Annotated in this window: 22 protein-coding genes and 1 pseudogene; 10 read left to right on the top strand and 13 right to left on the bottom strand. The window is 66.1% G+C overall.

Annotation, left to right across the window (positions count from 1 at the left end; all coding sequences use genetic code 11):
- Positions 1 to 72 precede the first annotated feature (72 nt).
- On the bottom strand, positions 73 to 1,029 hold the full coding sequence (locus NMQ09_RS13405; RefSeq protein WP_255191088.1) for an alpha/beta hydrolase: 957 nt from the start codon (positions 1,027 to 1,029) through the stop codon (positions 73 to 75).
- Positions 1,030 to 1,285: 256 nt separating this feature from the next.
- Here NMQ09_RS13405 and NMQ09_RS13400 point away from each other — a divergent pair, with 256 nt between their 5' ends.
- Complete coding sequence (locus NMQ09_RS13400) at positions 1,286 to 1,573, top strand: DUF8011 family protein (RefSeq protein ID WP_255191087.1); 288 nt, start codon at positions 1,286 to 1,288, stop codon at positions 1,571 to 1,573.
- A 270-nt stretch (positions 1,574 to 1,843) separates the two neighbouring features.
- Here NMQ09_RS13400 and NMQ09_RS13395 read toward each other — a convergent pair whose 3' ends face one another.
- The 5 genes from NMQ09_RS13395 to NMQ09_RS13375 all read right to left on the bottom strand — a co-directional run bounded on the left by NMQ09_RS13395 (position 1,844) and on the right by NMQ09_RS13375 (position 4,731).
- The gene (locus tag NMQ09_RS13395) at positions 1,844 to 2,560 is read right to left on the bottom strand and encodes a DUF6498-containing protein (RefSeq protein WP_255191086.1); all 717 of its coding nucleotides are present in this window, start codon (positions 2,558 to 2,560) and stop codon (positions 1,844 to 1,846) included.
- 128 nt (positions 2,561 to 2,688) lie between these two features.
- On the bottom strand, positions 2,689 to 3,018 hold the full coding sequence (locus NMQ09_RS13390) for a transcription factor S (RefSeq protein ID WP_255191085.1): 330 nt from the start codon (positions 3,016 to 3,018) through the stop codon (positions 2,689 to 2,691).
- 24 nt (positions 3,019 to 3,042) lie between these two features.
- Positions 3,043 to 4,029, bottom strand: coding sequence for a beta-ribofuranosylaminobenzene 5'-phosphate synthase family protein (locus tag NMQ09_RS13385; protein ID WP_255191084.1), 987 nt, complete (start codon positions 4,027 to 4,029; stop codon positions 3,043 to 3,045).
- 154 nt (positions 4,030 to 4,183) lie between these two features.
- Positions 4,184 to 4,432 (bottom strand): hypothetical protein, encoded by a 249-nt coding sequence (locus NMQ09_RS13380; protein WP_255191083.1) that lies wholly within the window; start codon positions 4,430 to 4,432, stop codon positions 4,184 to 4,186.
- An 89-nt stretch (positions 4,433 to 4,521) separates the two neighbouring features.
- The gene (locus tag NMQ09_RS13375; RefSeq protein ID WP_255191082.1) at positions 4,522 to 4,731 is read right to left on the bottom strand and encodes a hypothetical protein; all 210 of its coding nucleotides are present in this window, start codon (positions 4,729 to 4,731) and stop codon (positions 4,522 to 4,524) included.
- Positions 4,732 to 4,851: 120 nt separating this feature from the next.
- Here NMQ09_RS13375 and NMQ09_RS13370 point away from each other — a divergent pair, with 120 nt between their 5' ends.
- From NMQ09_RS13370 to NMQ09_RS13355, 4 genes are all read left to right on the top strand, one after another.
- The gene (locus tag NMQ09_RS13370; RefSeq protein ID WP_345781299.1) at positions 4,852 to 5,466 is read left to right on the top strand and encodes a GNAT family N-acetyltransferase; all 615 of its coding nucleotides are present in this window, start codon (positions 4,852 to 4,854) and stop codon (positions 5,464 to 5,466) included.
- Between the two features lie 3 nt (positions 5,467 to 5,469).
- Positions 5,470 to 6,066 (top strand): GNAT family N-acetyltransferase, encoded by a 597-nt coding sequence (locus NMQ09_RS13365; RefSeq protein ID WP_255191080.1) that lies wholly within the window; start codon positions 5,470 to 5,472, stop codon positions 6,064 to 6,066.
- Positions 6,067 to 6,274: 208 nt separating this feature from the next.
- Positions 6,275 to 7,591 (top strand): transposase, encoded by a 1,317-nt coding sequence (locus NMQ09_RS13360; protein WP_255194594.1) that lies wholly within the window; start codon positions 6,275 to 6,277, stop codon positions 7,589 to 7,591.
- Positions 7,592 to 7,704: 113 nt separating this feature from the next.
- Positions 7,705 to 8,883, top strand: a complete 1,179-nt coding sequence (locus tag NMQ09_RS13355) for a 3-dehydroquinate synthase II (protein ID WP_255191079.1) — start codon at positions 7,705 to 7,707, stop codon at positions 8,881 to 8,883.
- 2 nt (positions 8,884 to 8,885) lie between these two features.
- Here NMQ09_RS13355 and NMQ09_RS13350 read toward each other — a convergent pair whose 3' ends face one another.
- A complete protein-coding gene (locus NMQ09_RS13350; protein WP_255191078.1) occupies positions 8,886 to 9,308 on the bottom strand; it encodes a zinc ribbon domain-containing protein in 423 nt (140 codons plus the stop codon).
- A 233-nt stretch (positions 9,309 to 9,541) separates the two neighbouring features.
- Between NMQ09_RS13350 and NMQ09_RS21230 the strand changes: the two genes are divergently transcribed.
- Together NMQ09_RS21230 and NMQ09_RS13345 are read left to right on the top strand one after the other, a co-directional pair.
- Positions 9,542 to 9,634, top strand: a complete 93-nt coding sequence (locus NMQ09_RS21230) for a DUF7989 family protein (RefSeq protein WP_486637568.1) — start codon at positions 9,542 to 9,544, stop codon at positions 9,632 to 9,634.
- A gap of 199 nt (positions 9,635 to 9,833) precedes the next feature.
- On the top strand, positions 9,834 to 10,259 hold the full coding sequence (locus tag NMQ09_RS13345) for a universal stress protein (protein WP_255191077.1): 426 nt from the start codon (positions 9,834 to 9,836) through the stop codon (positions 10,257 to 10,259).
- Positions 10,260 to 10,325: 66 nt separating this feature from the next.
- Here NMQ09_RS13345 and NMQ09_RS13340 read toward each other — a convergent pair whose 3' ends face one another.
- The 3 genes from NMQ09_RS13340 to NMQ09_RS13330 all read right to left on the bottom strand — a co-directional run bounded on the left by NMQ09_RS13340 (position 10,326) and on the right by NMQ09_RS13330 (position 11,894).
- Entirely contained in the window at positions 10,326 to 11,138 is an 813-nt protein-coding gene (locus tag NMQ09_RS13340; RefSeq protein WP_255191076.1) for a universal stress protein, read from the bottom strand.
- Positions 11,139 to 11,189: 51 nt separating this feature from the next.
- On the bottom strand, positions 11,190 to 11,522 hold the full coding sequence (locus NMQ09_RS13335) for a hypothetical protein (RefSeq protein ID WP_255191075.1): 333 nt from the start codon (positions 11,520 to 11,522) through the stop codon (positions 11,190 to 11,192).
- A gap of 225 nt (positions 11,523 to 11,747) precedes the next feature.
- Positions 11,748 to 11,894 carry a hypothetical protein gene (locus NMQ09_RS13330; RefSeq protein ID WP_255191074.1) on the bottom strand — a complete coding sequence of 49 codons (147 nt, stop codon included), beginning with the start codon at positions 11,892 to 11,894 and terminating at the stop codon, positions 11,748 to 11,750.
- Between the two features lie 142 nt (positions 11,895 to 12,036).
- Between NMQ09_RS13330 and NMQ09_RS13325 the strand changes: the two genes are divergently transcribed.
- Positions 12,037 to 12,894: an NOP5/NOP56 family protein gene (locus NMQ09_RS13325; protein ID WP_255191073.1), complete on the top strand. Its 858-nt coding sequence runs from the start codon at positions 12,037 to 12,039 to the stop codon at positions 12,892 to 12,894.
- Positions 12,887 to 13,525, top strand: coding sequence for a fibrillarin-like rRNA/tRNA 2'-O-methyltransferase (locus NMQ09_RS13320; protein ID WP_255191072.1), 639 nt, complete (start codon positions 12,887 to 12,889; stop codon positions 13,523 to 13,525). Before NMQ09_RS13325 ends, NMQ09_RS13320 begins: the two co-directional genes overlap by 8 nt.
- Positions 13,526 to 13,901: 376 nt before the next feature.
- Here the strand turns inward: NMQ09_RS13320 and NMQ09_RS13315 are convergent, their stop codons facing one another.
- A complete protein-coding gene (locus NMQ09_RS13315) occupies positions 13,902 to 15,818 on the bottom strand; it encodes a DEAD/DEAH box helicase (RefSeq protein ID WP_255191071.1) in 1,917 nt (638 codons plus the stop codon).
- A gap of 77 nt (positions 15,819 to 15,895) precedes the next feature.
- Here NMQ09_RS13315 and NMQ09_RS13310 point away from each other — a divergent pair.
- Positions 15,896 to 16,179 (top strand): annotated as a pseudogene (locus NMQ09_RS13310) (hypothetical protein); the annotation flags it as partial.
- Here the strand turns inward: NMQ09_RS13310 and NMQ09_RS13305 are convergent.
- Both NMQ09_RS13305 and NMQ09_RS13300 read right to left on the bottom strand, forming a co-directional pair.
- Complete coding sequence (locus NMQ09_RS13305) at positions 16,168 to 16,548, bottom strand: hypothetical protein (protein WP_255191070.1); 381 nt, start codon at positions 16,546 to 16,548, stop codon at positions 16,168 to 16,170. The pseudogene NMQ09_RS13310 and the gene NMQ09_RS13305 overlap by 12 nt on opposite strands.
- Positions 16,549 to 16,835: 287 nt before the next feature.
- A complete protein-coding gene (locus NMQ09_RS13300) occupies positions 16,836 to 18,491 on the bottom strand; it encodes a hypothetical protein (protein WP_255191069.1) in 1,656 nt (551 codons plus the stop codon).
- Positions 18,492 to 18,592: the final 101 nt, after the last annotated feature.

The raw sequence follows: 18,592 nt of genomic DNA, 5'->3' as shown, positions 1-18,592 counted from the left end.
ATTAGCTCAAAAATGCTGGGCATGAGGAAGGCGTAGTGTTCGAAGATCAGGTGGAGGCGTGGCGTTCGGCGGTCAGGTGCCGAACGCGTCGGCGAGGTCTTCGCCGAGGGCGTCGAGTTCGTCCTGCCCCTGTGAGATCGTCGTCGGGAGACTGACGAAGGCGTGGATCTGTTCCGGGTAGTGGCGGTGCTCCACCTCGACGTCGTCGGCTGCGAGGCGTTCGGCGTAGGCGATTCCCTCGTCCCGGAGCGGGTCGAACCCGGCCGTAACGACCGTCGCCGGCGGCAATCCCGACAGGTCGTCGACCAGCAGCGGCGCGGCGTACTCGTTGCGGGCGTGGACCGGGTGCTGGACGTACTGGTCGTAGTACCACCGGACGCTTTCGGCCTCGAGGAGATAGCCCTCGGCGTTCTCCGCATAGCTCTCGAAGTCGTGGACGACGGGCGAGGCGACGGCGGGGTAGAGCAGCCCCTGGTGGACGAGTTTGGGCCCGCCGTAGTCGCGGGCCACGAGCGTCACCGCGGCGGCCAGGTTGCCCCCGGCGCTGTCGCCTGCGACCGCGATCCGGTCGGTGTCGGCGTTGAGGTGTGCGCCGTGGGCGGCGACCCACTCGAGGGCGGCGTAGCAATCCTCGACGGCCGCGGGGAAGGGGTGTTCGGGTGCCAGCCGATAGTCGACCGACACCGTCAGGCAGTTCGCCCGGTTCGTCAGCGCCGCACAGACGGTGTCGTGGGTGTCGAGGCTCCCGACCGTCCACCCGCCGCCGTGGAAGTAGACGAGGACGGGGTACGGCGGCGAGCCCTCGGGTTCGTAGATCCGCACGGGAATCGTCACGTCAGCGGCCGCCGTCTCGGGCCCCGGAATCGAGTACGTTTCTACGTTCGCGACGTCCTCGACCGGCTGGTCGGCGACGAGCGTCTCGAGACGCTCGCGGGCGCTCTCGACCGACAGCGCGTACGTGGGCGGCAACGAGAGCTGGTCGGCGAGCTCGAGCAGTGCCTGTGCCTCCGGATGCGGAGTATCGGCCATGACTGTAGCGATTCATCACTGGAACGTAAAATGTTCGAGCGCAGGTCGCGGTGGACTGCGCCACGGCATGCGAGGTCGAGGCGTTCGGACAGCAACTCGAATGTGTGCGTGATTTGCTAGCTTCAAAACGAGAAGTCGTACTCGAACCGGTGTAGAGGGCGAACACGTCGCAGGCAATGTAATCTGTTTCAAGTATAAAAGTCCATGTGGGAAAATGGCAGTACTTTTTTGGCTGTATGAGAACTACCAGAGTACAATGCCCTCCAGAACGGCATCCGACTCGAACTGGGTTTCGAACATTTTTGAGAAGCCAAAAGGATGGCCGTATAATGCTGTACTCTTGTTTGCGGCAGGTCTTTCTTTCTTCTTACTGTATACTAGAGAGACAGGGGCTTGGATGACGCTTGGATTTGTTTTCATCGTCCTCGCTATCGGTGAATCGGTTCCGTCGGAGCGAACATCGCTCGCAGGAGCCGTTCGGGTCGGCGGGCTTGGACTTGTCCTCCTTGCTGCTGTTATAACTGACTCTGGACTCATTGGGTAGTTACCAATCAATGCGCTCGAGCCGTTCCCGAGTCGATACTACTGGGGCTGTCCTACCGTTGGTGACCGACGGTCGGGATCGGTTCGTATCCGCTCGAGGCCCGTCGAACCGAACGCGATCGGCCCCACCAAAACGTTGGTTACCAGGTCGCAGTGCTGTCGGTCGGCTGTGGTGTGGTGTTCTGCGTCGTGAAGCGTCTCGTCCGACAGCGGCGCGCGGTCATGACAGGTTACGACAGTCGACCGAAAATAGGCAGCTCTACCGGCCGGGTTATCGCTCGTAGGGGAGCGTCACAGTCAATCCACCGTTCTGCAGCCAGACCCTGGCAACGCCGATAGGGATCACATATACCAATAATACGACAGTCTGTGACTCGATACCGTCTACTGCAAACGCAGCAGCCACCAGTATGAAAGTAACAGGTACAAATACGAATAAGACGGTAACGAGGAGTTCGTGAATTGGCCACAGTCCGACTTTGATCGCTTCTGCTGGCGACCGGTTTTGATATGCCTGATCCGCAAGGAACTGTTGCCAGGCACGCAACAGCTGAGTGATACAAATGGCGAGTATTGCAAGAGCAACTGTCGACGAAATCAGCGAGGGTATACTCTGGTTTGTGAGTTGGACTACGGCATGCATGAACGGAAGAATATAGATCGCTCCAACGAACATGTATTTTAAAACCATTCCAACATTTCGATCATACACCGGTGGGAGAAGCGGAACGAGCCGAATTGGGGTCGGTTCTCTCTGCCATTTGTCGCCGTCATGGCCTTCTATCGGTTGTGCCGCAAACAGCGCTACGGTTACGAACAGGACGTGGATGACTGCGATCTCGATTAGGTAGAGGAGGACTATTTCGATAACACTCCAGTTGAAAAATAAAATCCCGATAACAAGGAGGACGTGCGTGATGATTGGAGAAAGATACTCTCGAGAGAGGCCAAGTTCATCGGAAACCGCCTTATCAATTCTTTTGAACATCTCCTGAATATGACATAATCGACTCGTTCTATATGAACCCTAGAGAGATACTCTGGATCTTGTACGCCGAACCCAACATACCAGATGTTTGTCTCACAGAGGTATACGAGGATCGACGGTAACCCCCCTCAGTTGTAGCCGCGCCAGCGCTTCCCGCACTCGGTACACTTGAAAAATCGCGTCGGCGGCTCGTCCGCCGAGGCCGTCTGCAGGAAGGTGTAGTACGCCTCCGTACTCCCACACTCCTCACAGCGGACGTCCGTGGCGATCGGCTTCCCCTCGAAGTCAGCCCCTTCCTCGGTTTCGATCAGCTCCTCGTCGGACTGCTTTTCGGTCGTGACGAACGCCGCCTCTCGAGCCCGGTCGCGCTCGCTCGAGCCGGCGCAGTCGTCGTTCGTACAGACCATGCGGTCGCCCTCGGCTTTCATCATCGAGCCGCAGTCGTCACAGAACTGCATGCCCCGCCCGTACGTCGTCGACCGTCAAAAACGCCCGGCTCCCGACCGGTCCTCGATCCGGGCCCCCTCGCTCGCAGGTGGGGAGAGAACGACCTCGCCGGCGAGCCCCCAGGCCTCGAGCGCGTCCCGGGCGGCTTCTCGCGCCTCCTCGGCGTGGGTGGCGTCGGTGACGCCGTACACCGCGGGCCCCCACGAGGACTGGCCGACGCCGGAGAGAACGGGACAGCCCTCGAGTGCGTCGATCAGCTCCCCCGCTGGCGGGCGGTAGACGCCGCCCTGGGCATCGGTGTACCACGTGCCGTTCTTGCGGCCGATCTCGCCGATCGCCTCGCCGAAAGCCTCGAGTCGGCCCTCCGCGGCCGCCGGGAGCAGCTTCCGGGTGAGGAGGCCGGCGATCTCGTCGGCGACGGTGGGGTCGGCGCGCTCGATCACCGTCCGGATGCTCTCGTCCTCGTCGTCGCCGCTCCGGCCGGGCTCGGCCTCGGGGAGCGCAACGAGAAATCGCCACTCGTTGGGGAGGTGATGCCGGGCGACGACCGCCGGAACCGTCCAGTCGCCGTCGGCCGGCCGGGCGGTCGTGAACCGCCCCGTCGGATGGCCCGCGTCGACGACGAAGCCGCCGCCCTCGAACGTCCCGACGCCGACGCCGCTGCGCCCACCTCGGCCCATCGCGGGCGCCCGCTCGCGAACCCGTGGCTCGCGGTCGTGCGCTCGAGCGACGGCGGCGAGCGTCGCCAGCGCGAGCTGCGTGCCGCTGCCGAGGCCGACGTGGCGCGGGAGGCGCCTCTCGATCGAGACGGCGACACCCGGAACGTCGAGAACGTCGACCGCCCGCCTCGCATAGCGCTCGAGGAGGTCGTCGTCGGCGACGACGTCGGCTGCGGGCGTGGCGGTGACGGTCACCCGCGGCTCCTCGAGGCCGACGCCGAGCCCGCCGTAGAGGCGGTCGCGGGCGAGCGAGAGGTTCTGGAAGCCGACGTGGAGTCGTGCGCCGGCGCTGACGGTCGCCATGGTCGTCGTTCGTCGTCATCCCGAAAGGGGGTTTCGACGGCGACAGTCCGCTGTCGCGGTCGGAACGCTTTATGTCATCGATCGCTGTGACGGTCAGCCGGCGTCACCGCCCACGGGTCGCTCCTGGGTCGCACAGACTCGATCGAGACGCGGGTCAGCTCCGGGAAACGATCGTCACGGTCTCGATCTGGTCGTATCGAACGCTCTTGCCGTCCGGGGGGTGGCCGTCGAGTTCGACGGAGCCGGACTCGATCCCGGTCACCTCGCCCGTCACGGTGAGCTTGCTCCCGCCGCCGCGCTCGTTGTTGCCGATCTGGACCTCGTCGCCGACGGCTACGTGTTTGCGGACGAGTTCCCTGGTCTCCGGCTCGTCGGCCTCGTCGGGGATCGTGAGTTCGGACATCGTTCTTATACGTAAGACTGCTGGCAGGAACGGGCTCGAGGCTGAACGCGCAAGCACCGGCTCTCGGTCGCTGGATTGTCGTGTGGTGTTCAACAGGCGCAGGAACCGGAGTCCGGCGACCGCTCGAAGCGCATCGGGTCGCCACAGTCCGGACACGGCGGCCGTTCCCCGTCGGTGGATCGCTCGTCGTAGACGGGGGTTCGGACCGAACAGTCGTCACACCAGTGGGCGCCAACGATGGTCTCGGTGGCCGTATCGGCCGGTTCGAATGCGCTGCGGATCGATTCGAGGAGGCCCATGCTAGACACTCACGTTCTATCAGGAAAAGCGTACCGTCGATCCACGCCGAGGGTGATAGCCGATGGCACACGTCCAGTATCGTTTTTGAACCGCCGTCCGTCGGTTGGTCCATGAGCGAGCTGTTCCCCGAACGAATCGAGACGGATCGGCTGCGACTCGAGGCACTCGGCCCCGACGCCGTGGACGTCCTCGAGTTCTACGAGATCTGTTCGTCCGATCCGGCAATCGAGGCGATCACGGAGTACGTCACATGGGATCCCCACGCGACGCCGAAAGAGACCCTCGAGTACCTCGAGGGTGCCGCGGAACGGCGAGAGGCGAACGAGGGCGCCAGCTACCTGATCCGGCCGCGCGAGGGGGAAGACGGCGCGGGCGAGATCGCCGGCGACGCGGGGGTCGGCGTCGACTGGGAGAAGCGGACGATGGGACTCGGCGTCTGGCTCCGGAAGCGATTCTGGGGCCGGGGCTACTCGGGCGAGCGCGCGGCGGCGTTGATGAACCTGGCGTTCGAGCAACTCGACCTCGAGCTCGTCGTCGCCGACGCACACGTGGACAACGAACGGTCGAACCGGGCGATCGAGCGCTACACGGAAGCCCACGGCGGCGGCCAGGACGGCCTCTTGCGCAACTGGCACGTCTTCGACGGCGAGCCGGTCGACTGCTACCGCTACAGCGTCTCGAAGGAGGAGTGGGCCGAAACCCCCACGGACGTGACCGTGACGGTCGTCGACTGATCGATGTTCCCCGAGCGAATCGAGACCGAGCGGCTCGTCCTCGAGCGGCTGTCGACGGAGACGGTCGATCCACTCGCCTACTACGAGATCTGTTCGTCAGATCCGGGAATCGAAGCGGTCACCGAGTACGTTCCGTGGGACCCCCACGCGACGCCGACGGAGACGCTGGCGTTTCTCGAGTCCCGCGAGACGGCCTGGTCGGAGCGGACGGCAGCGGAGTACGTGATTCGACCGCACGAGTCCGAACCGGGTGCCGGCGAGATCGCTGGCGCCTGCGGCCTCGGGATCGACTGGGAGAAGCGGACGGGTGAGCTGGGCATCTGGCTCCGAAAACCGTTCTGGGGTCGGGGCTACTCGGGCGAGCGCGCCGCCGCCCTGCTCGAGCTGGCGTTTTCCCGGCTCGCCCTCGAACTCGTCGCCGTGCCCGTGCGAGCTGACAACGAACGGTCGATTCGGGCCGTCGAGCGCTACGCCGACCGCTTCGGCGGGGGCCGGGACTGCCTGTTGCGCAACTGGTGGACGACGGCCGTCGACGAGCCGGTCGACGCCGTCCGGTACACGATCACGCGGGAGGGGTACCTCGAGTCGATCAGCGGGTGACCGAACCGACGACCGGGCTCCGGCGGCCCTGACGATCCCTGCATGATAGGGATTGCTAGCGCATACCTGCGTCTCCAGGCGCAGGTCGAGCGATAGGCAGAGACGGCCCCGTTTTTGTAGTGACGCTGGGTGGATTTCCCTCGTTTACTTTCACTCCGCATGGCTGACGTATATGGTTCCCCGAGCCGTAGTGATGGATACAGAACGGATGCCTGAAGTCACGAAGACCCTGGAGTTGCGCCTCGTCAACCCTAATGCCCATAAAGAGCGCAAGCTCTGTGAGACCCGCGAGGCATATCAGCAGGCACTTCAGGCAGCCTTCGACGCCGACTGCGCCTCGCAGTCGGCCACAAATGACGTTGTTGTCGAGTACGACCTCTCCGGCTACGCCAAAAACGCCCTCAAGAAGTACGTCCCACAACTCTGTGGCGGCAGCTACGACGCCGACGAACTTCACGACGACCACCCGGTGAAGTTCACCAACGAAGGCGTCCAACTCGACCACAAGCCACAGAACGCCCTCGAGTGGTACGTCAAAATCCCTCACCACGACGATTACAACCTCTGGATCCCGGCACACGTCAATCCAGATCAGCGAGACTGGCTGGAAGCAGTGTACGCTGGTGATGCCGAGATGGGTGAAAGTCGGCTGTTCAAGCGGGATGGGGCGTGGTATCTCCACGTCACCGCCACCCGCGACGTGGAGGAACAGTCTGCGGCGTCTGCCAACGAGCGGACGCCCATCGGTGTGGACATCGGAGAAGCGAGTCTCGTCACGGTGTGTCACCGCGACGAGAGCGGTTCTCCGGTTCGCCCCAAACTGTGGGCCGACGACGGCAAGGCTGTTCGTCGGCTCCGCAAAACCTATTTCACCGCTACGCGGCGGCTTCAGAAGCGTGGTAGTGAGCGAATTGCAGAGTCCTACGGTGACGCACTGTGGGACCAGATCGATGACGTGGTCCACTGTGTGACCCGCGAGGTCGTGGAGTACGCCGAGTCCGTCGACAATCCAGTGTTGGTACTGGAAGACCTGACGTATATCCGTGAGAACATGGACTACGGCGCGTACATGAACCGGCGGTTGCACGGGTGGGGCTTTGCGAAGCTCCACGCACAGATTCGGTACAAGGCCGCCGAAAAGGGAATCCCCGTCGAGACGGTGAATCCCCAGAACACCTCGAAAGCATGCCACGCCTGCGGCGAACACGGCTACCGACCACGACAGGCAACGTTCCGTTGCTCGAACGCCGACTGTTGGGTCGGTGAGTACCAAGCCGATGTGAACGGGGCGATAAACATTGCAGACCGCTACCGTAGTGGAGAGAGCCACCGCCAAAACGACCGGGCTCCCCGGCAGAAGGCTGGTGACGATGACTCGGCTACGGATGGGGCCTCATTGACCGGGCCACAAGACAGCCATGCCGTTCGAAAATCGTCCGGCGATTTTCGAGCCAATCAGAACTCTCCGAGTTCTGATGACGATGCTGAACCCCAGCAGGTGACGCATGGAACGAATGCGTCTTAAAACCTTAGGGCCGCTACGCCTGGCCTGAAATCCCATGGTGGGATTCCCCCGCGTTCACGCGGGGGAGGAGGTCAACCGCCACGTTCAAGCCAGTTCCCTTCGACGGTCGAGCTATGACGAGAACAGTCTGGATAAAAGCCGACGATAGCGTCGGCGACTGGGACACCCGACGGGCGCGGATCACGACCGCGCTCGAGGCGGGCGCCGACTGGGTGCTGGTCGACGAGTACGACGTCGCTCGCGTCCGCGAACTCGGCGAGATCAACGTCGCCGCGTTCCGGACCGACGGCGACGTGACGGTGATCGACGACGCCGAGGAAGACGAACCGAACGCACGACCCGACGCCGTCGTCGTCGGAAAAGACGGCGAGGGCGACGGCACGATCGATCTCCCCTCAGACTACTCGGGGTCGGCCGACCTCTCGACGATCCGGCGCGAGAGCGAGACCGACACCGGCGCGTACGTTCGAATTCTCGCGAAAGAGTACGAGGCATTCGCCGAGGCTGCCGCCGTCGACGCGGACCACACGATCGTCGTCGGCGAGGACTGGGCGATCATCCCCCTCGAGAACCTGATCGCGCGCATCGGCGAGGAGACCGACCTCGTCGCGGGCGTCACGAGCGCCGAGGAGGCCAAAACGGCGTTCGAGACCCTCGAGATCGGATCGGACGCCGTCTTGCTCGACGCCGACGATCCCGACGAGATCCGCCGGACGGTCGAGGTTCGCGACGCGGCCGAACGCGAGACGCTCGACCTCCAGTTCGCCGAAGTGGTCGAAATCGAGCGAGCCGGATCGGGCGACCGCGTCTGCGTCGACACGGGGAACTTACTCGAGCACGACGAGGGGATGCTCGTCGGCTCCATGAGTCGGGGACTGGTGTTCGTCCACGCCGAGACCGCCGAGTCGCCGTACGTCGCCTCCCGACCGTTCCGGGTGAACGCCGGTGCCGTCCACGCTTACGTTCGGACGCCCGACGGCGGCACGAAGTACCTCGCCGAACTCCAGAGCGGCGACGAAGTCCAGGTGGTCGACCTCGAGGGGCACACCCGCGAGGCGATCGTCGGTCGGGTCAAGATCGAGAAACGGCCGATGTTCCGGGTCGCCCTCGAGACCGCCGACGGCGATCGGATCGAGACGTTGCTCCAGAACGCCGAGACGATCAAGGTCGCCACTGTCGAGGGCCGAACGGCGGTGACGGATCTCGAGGCCGGCGACGAACTCAGAATCTACTACGAGGACACGGCTCGACACTTCGGCGAGGCGGTCGAGGAGTCGATCATCGAAAAATAACGCTAGAGCGCGTCTTCTTCGGCCTCTGGGTCGGCTTCCGGCACGAGAGGCTCCGTACACCAGTGACAGAACTCGAGGTCTTCATCGAGTTCTTTCCCGCAGTAAGGGCAGGAGGCGCCGTCGCCGTCGCCGGTGGCGCTGGAGGAAAAGCCCATCGCCCGGAAGCCGGCGTCGACCGCGGCGAACACGACGATAAACGAGAGGACGAACCGGTCGATCCGTGAGAGTTCGGCCGTCGCGACGTCCATGGCGGCCGCCATCGAGCCGGCTGCCGACAGCTGCTGTGTCGGCAAGAAGACGTAGAGCGCCGAGACGAACAGGCCAGCGAACAACAGGGCACGAACCCAGTCGCGAAGCAGGGCGTGACCTGCCCCGGGTAAGAACACCGAGAGGCCGGCGGCGGCCAGCGCGCGAAGCCAGGTCATTGTCGATACAGACCACTCGTTAGCGAACGGGGTTAATACTCTCGTTTTGATTCTGGCACTGGTGACACTGTGAATCAGTGATCGGTCGGAACGAACGCCGAGCCAGGCGGTGACGACGCAGCCGACCGGAACTCGACTCGAGCGTCTCGCCACGTGGTATATTAACACATAATACTGTGAATACACATTCTCCGAAACACCCATATACGAGAGAGTCGGTACCGTGTATCACGATGAAAACGCAGACTATGAAAGACGTCAGTCACACCCCTCCGAACGGAGAGTCCGTGACGAACGTCTGGCATCGAGGAACCGAAGACGACTGATCGCGCTTGCGGACGAGCCTGGACCGACTAGCGACTGCCGATGATCGTGAACGATCCTGATCGCGCGATGGTCGAGAACGAGTATCGGACCTCCGTCCTCGGCCAATCGTTCACCTGAATGGACACCGTTACGGCCGTCGCTGCGGGCGCGGTCGTCAGCGGGGACAATCATTATACCGTATCCAAGACCAGTGAGCGCATGGCAATCGTCGCCGCAGTCGACCGATCCGACCGCGCCAGCACCGTCATCGCGGAAGCTGCCGAACTGGCAGTCGCGTTCGGCGAACCTGTTCACGTCGTCCACGTGATGACTCGCTCTGAATTCGCCGACCGCAACCTGGCGAACGTCGAAGAGAGCGGAAAACCGGTCGAGATGGATCGAATTCGCGAGTTCGCACGGGACGTCGCCGCCGAGGCGGCCGAGGAGCTCGAGGTACCGTTCGAGGCGGTCGGGCTACTGGGAAAACCAGCCGAACGACTCGTCGAGTACGCCGACGAACACGACGCTCGGTACGTCGTCATCGCCCCTCGGAAACGGTCGCGAACCGGGAAGGCGTTGTTCGGGAGCGTCGCTCAATCGATCATCCTGAACAGCGATCGACCGGTCGTCACCGCCACGCAGTAGTACCGGCGTGCTCATCGAACGGTGCCACCGAGCGGTCACCACCCGTCGGTGACGCGTTCTGACGCGCTACGCTTCCTCGAGTGTCCGGACGGTCAGCACCGGCACCCTCGCGTTCGGGACGACCCGCTGGGAGACGCTGCCGACGACGAGCCGTCCGAGCGTCGACTTGCTCTCTGTCCCCATCACGATCAGGTCCACGCTGCTCTCGTCGGCGTGTGCGAGAATCTTTTCGTGTGGCTCTCCCTGCACGACCGTTCGCGTGGCCTCGAGTCCCGACTCCTCGGCGCGTTCGGCGATCTCGGCCGTCGTTCTCCGTCCGTGTTCGTCGAACGACTCGCGAACCTCCGGCGCGTTTGACTGGACGTCGACCGCGTAGAAGGCGTGGAGGCGGGCGTCGAACGCCGACGCGAGCGCCAGCGCGTGCTCGACTGCGCCGCCAGATCCCGACCAGCCGTCGGTCGCGACGAGCACGTCGTCGATCGGCCGCGGGACATCGGCGACGCCGCCCCCGACCGTGAGCACCGGTCGGGACGAGTCACGGATCACCTCGAGGGCGACGCTGCCGACCAGTACCTGCTCGAGCCCGGTCCGGCCGTGGGTCCCGAGCACGACCAGGTCGACGTCCGCCTCCTCGGCGTAGGCGAGGAGTTCGCTCGAGGGGCGGCCTTCGCGGACGGCCGTCTCGACGGTAAGTCCCGCGTCGGTGGCCTCAGTCGCGGTCGCCTCGACGTACCCTTCGTGTCGTTCGCGGTCGGCGTCGTCGACGACCGACAGCACGTGGACGGTCGCGTCGACCGCTCGTGCGACGTCGATTCCCTGCAGCACCGCGTCCGTGGCGACCTCGCTGCCGTCGGTCGCGACGAGTACGTCGTCGTACATATCTGAGGGTACGGAGGCCACCGTCTTGAAACGTCACCTCTCGGAGGATCGCTACACGACGCCGACCTCACCGCCCGCGGGTGGGCCGTCGGGCTCGACGGCCTCGAGGCCGTCGACGTCGTGGACGCCGACGCCGGCCTCGAGCGTCCGTCTCACCACGGCGAGGTCCTCGCCGCGTTCGCCCACCAGCGTCACGCGGGCGCAGAGGTCGACGACGGTGTCGTTCAGGCCGGGCTGGAGGCCGCAGATCTCGGCCTGCTCGACGCGTTCGACCGCATCTATTCGTTCGACGGTACGTGCAGCGCCGTCTGCGAGGCTGCCGGCGGCGTTCACGGGAACGCGCACGACGAGCGTCGCGTCGACGGCTCGTGGCTGTCGTGCCATGACTCCCCCGTCGAGGATCGAACTCGAGGGCGGGCCGGCGCCCGCCTGCTGGCCACCACACCGCCGACCGGCGGTGTACACCGCGGGGGTGTCCCCGCACACCGCACAGTCCTGTCTGGCCGAACGAACGTCAGCGCCGGTCGCACACTGGCCGGGTCGAAACGCACGACCCACGAACCAGAAGCGACGACCGCGGTGAACAACCCGTCCGGCCGGAGAAAGGACCTATGCGGCGCGGACGGACATCGGATACCGGGAGCCCCGTCCACGCACGATCGTCCCGAGCCCGATCGTGGGCTTCGGAACGAGCGACCCATTCCCGGCGTTCGAGAGCGCGCGGGCGAGGGTGCGATTGTGCGTGGTACGGGTCATCGGTTGGTCGTGGTCGCGTGCTGGCGCGACCGTTCGATCACAACATTTGCACGTGGTTACATAATGGTTCCCCAGCCATGCGGGAACGTGTCACAGTCGAGAAGACGCGGCCTTTAATCGTTCCCGGCGGGAACGGACGGCCATGACCGACACCGAGGCATGGTTCGCGGCCGGCGACCCCGACGACCTCGAGGCGCTCGCCGCCGCTGTCCGCGAGGACTCGGCGGACGAGCCACGTGCGTGGCCCCGGCTCGCCGTCGAAGCCGGCTTCGCGGCCGACGAGGAGGCGTACTACGATACCCTGAAGGCGGCGACCACGGCGGCGACTCGAGCGGCCGTCGAGGAACGCGAGCGGGCCGACGACCGCCAGCTGGTCCACGCGGTGCGGGCCATGGACGACTGCCGGCGGACGGCGAACGAACTCGCCGAACGGCTCGCCGAGTGGGCGGGCACCGTAGATCCCGACGCCGAGGTGGGCCTCGAGTACGCCCACGACCTCGCTGCACGCGCTCCCGAGCCCGGCCAGGAACCCCTCGTCTCGCTCGCGACCCGCGTGGCGGACCTCGCCGACGAGGCCGACGACCTCCGCGAGTACGTGGAGACGCGGGCGCCGGACGTCGCACCCAACCTCGCCGCGCTCGCGGGGCCGGTCCTCGCGGCGCGGCTGCTCTCGCTCGCCGGTGGGCTCGAGTCCCTCGCGAAGAAACCCAGCGGGACGATCCAGGTGCTCGGAGCCGAGGACGCCCTGTTCGCCCACCTCCGGGGCCACGCCCCCTCGCCAAAACACGGGATCATCTACACCCACGACGCGGTTCGCGGAACGCGCCGCGAGGATCGGGGCTCGGCGGCGCGCGCCCTCGCCGGCAAGCTCGCCATCGGTGCAAGGATCGACCACTACTCGGGCGACTACCGCCCGGAACTCGAGGCCGAACTCACAGATCGCATCGAGACGATCCAGGCGCGAGCCGACGACTCGAACGGGGGTGGCGACGATGAGTGACGCCGAGCTCCCTGCGGGCGTCGAGCGCCGGGAGATCGACGGCCGGGAGCGACTCGTGACGCGCGGCGAGCCGGTGTACGGCGAGCCAACCGACGGCGAGTGGCGCGCCTGGGATCCGAACCGCTCGAAGCTCGGCGCGATGTTCGAGCTGGGGATGGACACCGGCCTCGAGGGCGGCGAAACGGTCCTCTACCTCGGCGCCGCCAGCGGAACGACGGTGAGCCACGTCGCCGACTTTGCGGGGCCGACCTACGCCGTCGAGTTCGCCGCCCGGCCCGCCCGCGATCTGCTCGAGGCCGCCGACTCGCGCCCGCGGCTGTTCCCCCTCCTCGCGGACGCCCGCAAGCCCGAGACGTACGCGCACGTCGTCGAGGCCGGAGCCGACGCGATCGTCCAGGACGTCGCCACGCGGGGACAGGCCCGAGTGGCCCTCGAGAACCGCCGCTTCCTCGCCGACGACGGCCGGCTGCTCGTCGCGATCAAAGCCAGAAGCGAGGACGTCACCCGTGACCCGGACGCGGTCTTCACGGACGTCCGGGCCGAACTCGAGGACGGCTACGAGGTGCTCGAGGCGCGCCGACTCGAGCCCTACCACGCCGACCACCTCGGGATCGTCGCGCGGCCGCTGTGAGTGTTCGGTGAGATTTCGGTGAGCTTTCGGTAAGTGTTCGGTGAGTGTTCGGTGAGCTTTCTGTGACTCGAGCGGCGTGGTCGCTCGAGTCGTGCCTCGAACACCTCGAGTCGTCTACCGGTGTGGCCGCCGTTCGATACCGGATGGATGGTGTCGACAGCTCCGGATCGCACGAAACGCGACGAGGGGCTGCCCCTCTCGCGCGGGCCTCGCGGGCTCACGGCTCCTCGCGGAGCCGTTCGCATCGCTCGGCCCCCGCTCGAGAGTGAGTCCACCACGCCTCCCCGGCGGCGCAGCGGTGTCGAGGCGCGCCGTCGCTGACGCTCCGGCGCGACTCGGGGTGCGCCGCCGCTTCCCGTGGGGTGGTGAGGGGGGGCTACCGATCGACGGTGTGTTCCCTGACGGTCAGCCCCTTCCGGCCGAGGTGCTGGAGCTGTCGGCGGGCGAAGTCCTCCTCGCGCGTGCCGCGCGTCGCGAGCACGTAGACGAGCGCGCCGCCGGCGGGGCGCATCGTCCGGCCCGCTCGCTGGGTGCCCTGCCGGCGCGAACCGCCGAGCCCCGAGGCGACGATGGCGAGGTCGGCCGTCGGCAGGTCGATTCCCTCGTCGCCCACGCGCGAGATCACGAGCAGGTCCCGTTCGTCCCGGCGGAACGACTCGAGCAACCGCCGGCGCTCGTGGTGGGGCGTCTCGCCGGAGAGGAACGGAACGTCGAGGGCGTCGGCGAGCTCCCGGCCCTGCTCGAGGTAGTCGACGAAGACGAGTGCCTTCGAGCCGGGGTGGGACGCGAGCAGGAATCGAATCTCGTCGATCTTCCCGCGATTCGAGGCCGCGATCTGGTACTTCTCGCGTCCGTCGGCCGATCCGTACGCGTTTCGTTGTTCGTCGTCGCCCCACGGCACGTACCGGATCTCGAGTTCGGGTTCGGCGACGAAGCCCGCCTCGAACAGCGCCTCCCAGTCGGTGCCGATCGGCGGGCCGACGAGGGTGAAGATCTCGGCCTGGCGGTCGTCTTCCCGGATTGGACTCGCGGAGAGACCCAGCCGGTGGCGGGACTGCAGGCGGGCGCTGCGCGAGTAGACGTCGCTCGGCACGTGATGCACCTCGTCGAAGACGAGCAGTCCCCACTCGCGGTCGTCGAAGAGTGAGCGGTGGCGGTCCATCCCGGCGATCTGGTAGGTCGCGACCGTCACCGGACGGACCTCCTTGCGGCCGCCGTGGTACTGGCCGACCTGGTCGGGCCCGAGGCTGGTATACTCGAGGAGGCTCTCCTCCCACTGGCGGGCGAGATCGCGGCTGGGGACGAGCACGAGCGTCTCGCCTTCGACTTCGGCCATCGCACCCATCGCAGCCACCGTCTTCCCGCTCCCTGGCGGCCCGACGAAGACGCCCTCGCCGCCCTCGACGAACCGGTCGATCCACTCGCGCTGGTACTCGCGCGGGCGCAGGTGGAGTTCCATCGGGAGCGGTTCGCCGCGCTCGAGGTCGCGTTCGTCCTGGACGGGGTAGCCCGCCTCGTAGAGGATGCGCTTGATCGCCGCCTCGGAGCCCTCGCGCACCCAGTCTTCGGTTTCGGAGATCGGCGCGTGGACGTGCTCCTCGTCGAGCTTCTGGCGGGCGACGTTTCCCATCACCGCCGGACTCTCCGCCTCGAGGACGGTGTAGCCGTCGGGGTGGGTGCGCAGCCGGAACTGGTTGGCGCGGTCGAACTGGCTCTCGACGTACGTCTCGAGTTCGGGCGAGCGCTGGCCAAGCGCCTGGCGCATCGTGCGAACGAGTGCGTCGAACGACTCGTGGGGGGCGCTCCAGACGTCCTCGGGGCGGACGACGTAACGGTAGCCGCCCTCGCCGTTCGCGTCCGCGAGGTGGGCGAACGACGACAGCTGCGCGCGGGTGAACTGATCCGGCCGGTCGACGACGATCTCCCGGCGCTTCGGGAAGACGACGACGCGCTCGCGGTCGGTGAGGTCCTCGAGTTCGCTCGGGTACCAGACGACGGGGTCGGCCGAGACGGCGAGCCGTTCGACGTCGCCGCGCTCGGCGAGGGCCTCGAGGGCCTCGCTCGCCACCTCGTGGGTGCACTCGAGTTCGCGCGCGACGGCGCCGGCGGTGACGACGGGGCGGCCCTGGCGCTGGCAGACGTCGTGAAAGGTGGAGAGGGAGATCGGGACGTCTTCGTCGCCATCGGCAGCGGGGTCGTCGGCCGCGGAATCGTCTGCGGCTGGGTCGTCGACGTGGTCGTCAGTGCGGTCGTCACTCGCGTCCTGGTCCGGGGGAAGACGGTCGTCGGTCACTGGCTGATGGTATCGGCCTCGGGGGTAAACGGGTTACGCTCGGGGGTGGGTAGCCGTGATCTTGCGCCTGCTCCGCAGATACCCATCCCGACGCCGACCTCACCGTCCTCCACGTCGGTGGCGTCCCATCGATGAGGATGGACGATGCGGTGGGGCAGACGCTCGAGGACAGCAGCGAAGCTGCGTCCGAACGCGCCGAACCGGCTTTCGACCGCGCGCCCACACGATCGGTAGCCACGACGTAGATCGAGACCGCGCAGTGGGCCGATTGCTGGTCGGGAACGTCGCCGAGACGGTGTCCGACTCAGATATCGGGTCCGATCGTTCGTTGACGGAAGCCCTCAGCCGTCTACTGGTCTGATTTGTTCTCGGTCGAGTCCTCGATGATCTCTTCAACTTCGTCCTCCCGGGGACGCCGATCGACGCGTTCATCCACGGCCTGAACCTGTGCCTGGACTTCTTTGACCTGCTTTTCGACCGTTTCACCGATAGTCTCTTCGACCGTTTCACCGACGGTCTCTTCGACCGTTTCCTCGACCGCTTGCGTCATCCAGTCAGGATCGAAGCGGGCCATCTTCCAGACCACGTGGACGACGTACGCCGAGAAGACCCCCAGCCCGAAGGCGAGCCCGATGCCGAACTCGAGCGTCACGATCAAGACAATTGCGAGGACGATCAACACCCCGTAGGCGAGGTCGACGATTGCGTCGACGTGGATCGGGTTCAGCATCGACGACCCGTAGCCCCGATCGATCGAGAGGGGTCTCGGTGATAACCGACGTGTCCGCCTCGAACAGATCGCTGAGTCGATTCAGTTCGCCGTCGCTCGCGTTGCCACACGCATTCCCGATCGAAGCACATGATGGTGTACGTAGGGGGCTCACGATTGAAATCCTTTGGCAGAGAGGCGCGCTGACAGCGGCCAGTCGTCAAGGATTCGATCGTCGTCCCTCGACGAGGTGATCGGCTTGCATCGGTGCAGATCGACGCATCAGGCGGTGAAATCGGTCGTAAACATCACCCCATCGACGTGTCGTGTCTCTCCCCGTCGAACGTCTCGAGGATCGCCGCCTGACACTCCTCACCCTGCGGGTTCTCGACCACGACGTCGCCGCCGCCGGGCACGACGGGCGTCCCCTCGGCGAACGCCTCGACGCTCGTGAGGACGGGCCCGAAGGGAAACTCGCCGAACTCCTCGGTGACGGCGATCGTCCGTTCGCCTTCGACACCGCCGACCGGCTCGCTGATCGTCCCGACCAGGTCCTCGTCGGGTTCCTCCCACCAGATCACGTTCAACAGGACGTCGGCGACGTCGCCGGTCACGCGAACGGTCTCACAGTCGAGGAAGTCGAACGTCCACTCCCTGGGGTCGGCTTTCGGCTCTTCGTCGTTCCGATCGTCCGGCTCGGCCGCGAGTGAGCGAATCAGGCGCGCCCAGGCGTCGACGCGGTCGCCGTCGATCCGGTTCCCCGCCGCGACCAGTTCGCCCTCGTGGGCCGTCGCGAGCGACGCGACGACGCTCGAGTCGGCGGCCTCGAAGTCGGTTCGATCCGGCGTTCCGACCCAGGCTCGCCCCGCTCGAGCGCCGCCGGCGACGAGCCCGCGGCTGCTTCGCGCCACGCTGAACGCGGGCGTCCCGTCCAGTTCCCTGAACTGCCGTCGATCGCCGTCGGCAGTGTACGCGGCGACGAAGCCGTCCCCCTCGAGAGTGATGGCTGCCCTCGAGCGCGCCCGGGCGTCGAAGACGGCCCCTGCCGAGCCGACGACCAGGAGGTCGTAGCCGACGCCCTCGTCGCTCACCGCGAGGTCGTTCGCCCGCGTCGGGCCGGCGGTCTCGAGCGCGACGTCGTCTTCCCACCGGACCGAGCCGCGCTCGTCGATGCCGACGACCCAGGCCCGCGAGCCACCCTCTGGCGGCTCGTAGTGCCCCGAGAGCACGTAGCCGTCGTCGACGGGCACGATCCCGGTGAAGACGTCCTGTCTGACCGTCTCCGCGAGGTCGCGCTCGGTCGCCGGGATGCGCTCGAACCAGTTCAGCGAGCCGTCGGCCGCGACCGAGACGAGCCAGCCGCCCCCGCCCAGCATGATCCCCGGGGACTCGATGCCACAGAGCAGGTAGCCGTCGTCGGTCACGACGCCGTCGGCGAGGTAGCTGTAGGCGGAGGCGTCCTCGAGGCTGGCGAACGATCGCTCCCAGCGTACCTCGCCGTGCTCGTCGACGCGGACGAGCCGGCTGACGTAGACGGCAGGGCCGTCGTAGTAGGTCCAGCCGACGAGCAGGAAGCCGTCGTCGGCGGGCAGCGAAAACGCGAAGCCGTCCTCCGGGATCGGGCCGACGACCTCGTCCTCGAGTGCCTCGAGCTGGTCGGGGGAGGGGTAGCGCCGTTCCCAGACGACGTCGCCGCCGGGAGTGAGCTTCGTCGCCGTCGCCACCGCCGGCCCGGTGTCGTCTCGGGCCGTTCCGACGAGGAGGGAGCCGTCGTCGGTCGTACGGACGTCAGCGTACGTGTTGAACGGCCCCTCGTCGGCCGTCAGCTCCCACTCCTCGACGGCTCGGTCTTCGACCTGTCTGACAGGTTGATCCTCGGCCCCGGTGAGGCACCCGGCCACCGGGCCGACCGTGACTGCCGCCGCCGTCGCGAGAACGAAGTGCCGCCGGTCGACGTTCGACATGGCCCGGCGTTGCACGACCCTACGCATCAATCATTTTTCAGTTCCACGAGAGGGTTCGGCGAACGGACACGAGTAGCGACGGGCTATCGTTCGGAAGGGGT

Origin of the sequence: Natronobeatus ordinarius, from assembly GCF_024362485.1 — an archaeon.
In the GTDB taxonomy this organism is placed as follows: domain Archaea; phylum Halobacteriota; class Halobacteria; order Halobacteriales; family Natrialbaceae; genus Natronobeatus; species Natronobeatus ordinarius.
This window is presented reverse-complemented; position numbering and strand designations above follow the sequence as displayed.

Excerpts from the sequence above, each read along its gene's own strand:
- NMQ09_RS13400 (WP_255191087.1), top strand. The coding sequence starts at position 1,286 with ATGCCCTCCAGAACGGCATCCGACTCGAACTGGGTTTCGAACATTTTT.
- NMQ09_RS13305 (WP_255191070.1), bottom strand. The coding sequence starts at position 16,548 with ATGCTGAACCCGATCCACGTCGACGCAATCGTCGACCTCGCCTACGGG.
- NMQ09_RS13375 (WP_255191082.1), bottom strand. The coding sequence starts at position 4,731 with ATGGGCCTCCTCGAATCGATCCGCAGCGCATTCGAACCGGCCGATACG.
- NMQ09_RS13300 (WP_255191069.1), bottom strand. The coding sequence starts at position 18,491 with ATGTCGAACGTCGACCGGCGGCACTTCGTTCTCGCGACGGCGGCGGCA.
- NMQ09_RS13340 (WP_255191076.1), bottom strand. The coding sequence starts at position 11,138 with ATGTACGACGACGTACTCGTCGCGACCGACGGCAGCGAGGTCGCCACG.
- NMQ09_RS13365 (WP_255191080.1), top strand. The coding sequence starts at position 5,470 with ATGTTCCCCGAGCGAATCGAGACCGAGCGGCTCGTCCTCGAGCGGCTG.
- NMQ09_RS13345 (WP_255191077.1), top strand. The coding sequence starts at position 9,834 with ATGGCAATCGTCGCCGCAGTCGACCGATCCGACCGCGCCAGCACCGTC.
- NMQ09_RS13330 (WP_255191074.1), bottom strand. The coding sequence starts at position 11,894 with ATGACCCGTACCACGCACAATCGCACCCTCGCCCGCGCGCTCTCGAAC.
- NMQ09_RS13390 (WP_255191085.1), bottom strand. The coding sequence starts at position 3,018 with ATGCAGTTCTGTGACGACTGCGGCTCGATGATGAAAGCCGAGGGCGAC.
- NMQ09_RS13405 (WP_255191088.1), bottom strand. The coding sequence starts at position 1,029 with ATGGCCGATACTCCGCATCCGGAGGCACAGGCACTGCTCGAGCTCGCC.
- NMQ09_RS13385 (WP_255191084.1), bottom strand. The coding sequence starts at position 4,029 with ATGGCGACCGTCAGCGCCGGCGCACGACTCCACGTCGGCTTCCAGAAC.
- NMQ09_RS13395 (WP_255191086.1), bottom strand. The coding sequence starts at position 2,560 with ATGTTCAAAAGAATTGATAAGGCGGTTTCCGATGAACTTGGCCTCTCT.
- NMQ09_RS13325 (WP_255191073.1), top strand. The coding sequence starts at position 12,037 with ATGACCGACACCGAGGCATGGTTCGCGGCCGGCGACCCCGACGACCTC.
- NMQ09_RS13380 (WP_255191083.1), bottom strand. The coding sequence starts at position 4,432 with ATGTCCGAACTCACGATCCCCGACGAGGCCGACGAGCCGGAGACCAGG.
- NMQ09_RS21230 (WP_486637568.1), top strand. The coding sequence starts at position 9,542 with ATGAAAACGCAGACTATGAAAGACGTCAGTCACACCCCTCCGAACGGA.
- NMQ09_RS13360 (WP_255194594.1), top strand. The coding sequence starts at position 6,275 with ATGCCTGAAGTCACGAAGACCCTGGAGTTGCGCCTCGTCAACCCTAAT.
- NMQ09_RS13355 (WP_255191079.1), top strand. The coding sequence starts at position 7,705 with ATGACGAGAACAGTCTGGATAAAAGCCGACGATAGCGTCGGCGACTGG.
- NMQ09_RS13320 (WP_255191072.1), top strand. The coding sequence starts at position 12,887 with ATGAGTGACGCCGAGCTCCCTGCGGGCGTCGAGCGCCGGGAGATCGAC.
- NMQ09_RS13350 (WP_255191078.1), bottom strand. The coding sequence starts at position 9,308 with ATGACCTGGCTTCGCGCGCTGGCCGCCGCCGGCCTCTCGGTGTTCTTA.
- NMQ09_RS13335 (WP_255191075.1), bottom strand. The coding sequence starts at position 11,522 with ATGGCACGACAGCCACGAGCCGTCGACGCGACGCTCGTCGTGCGCGTT.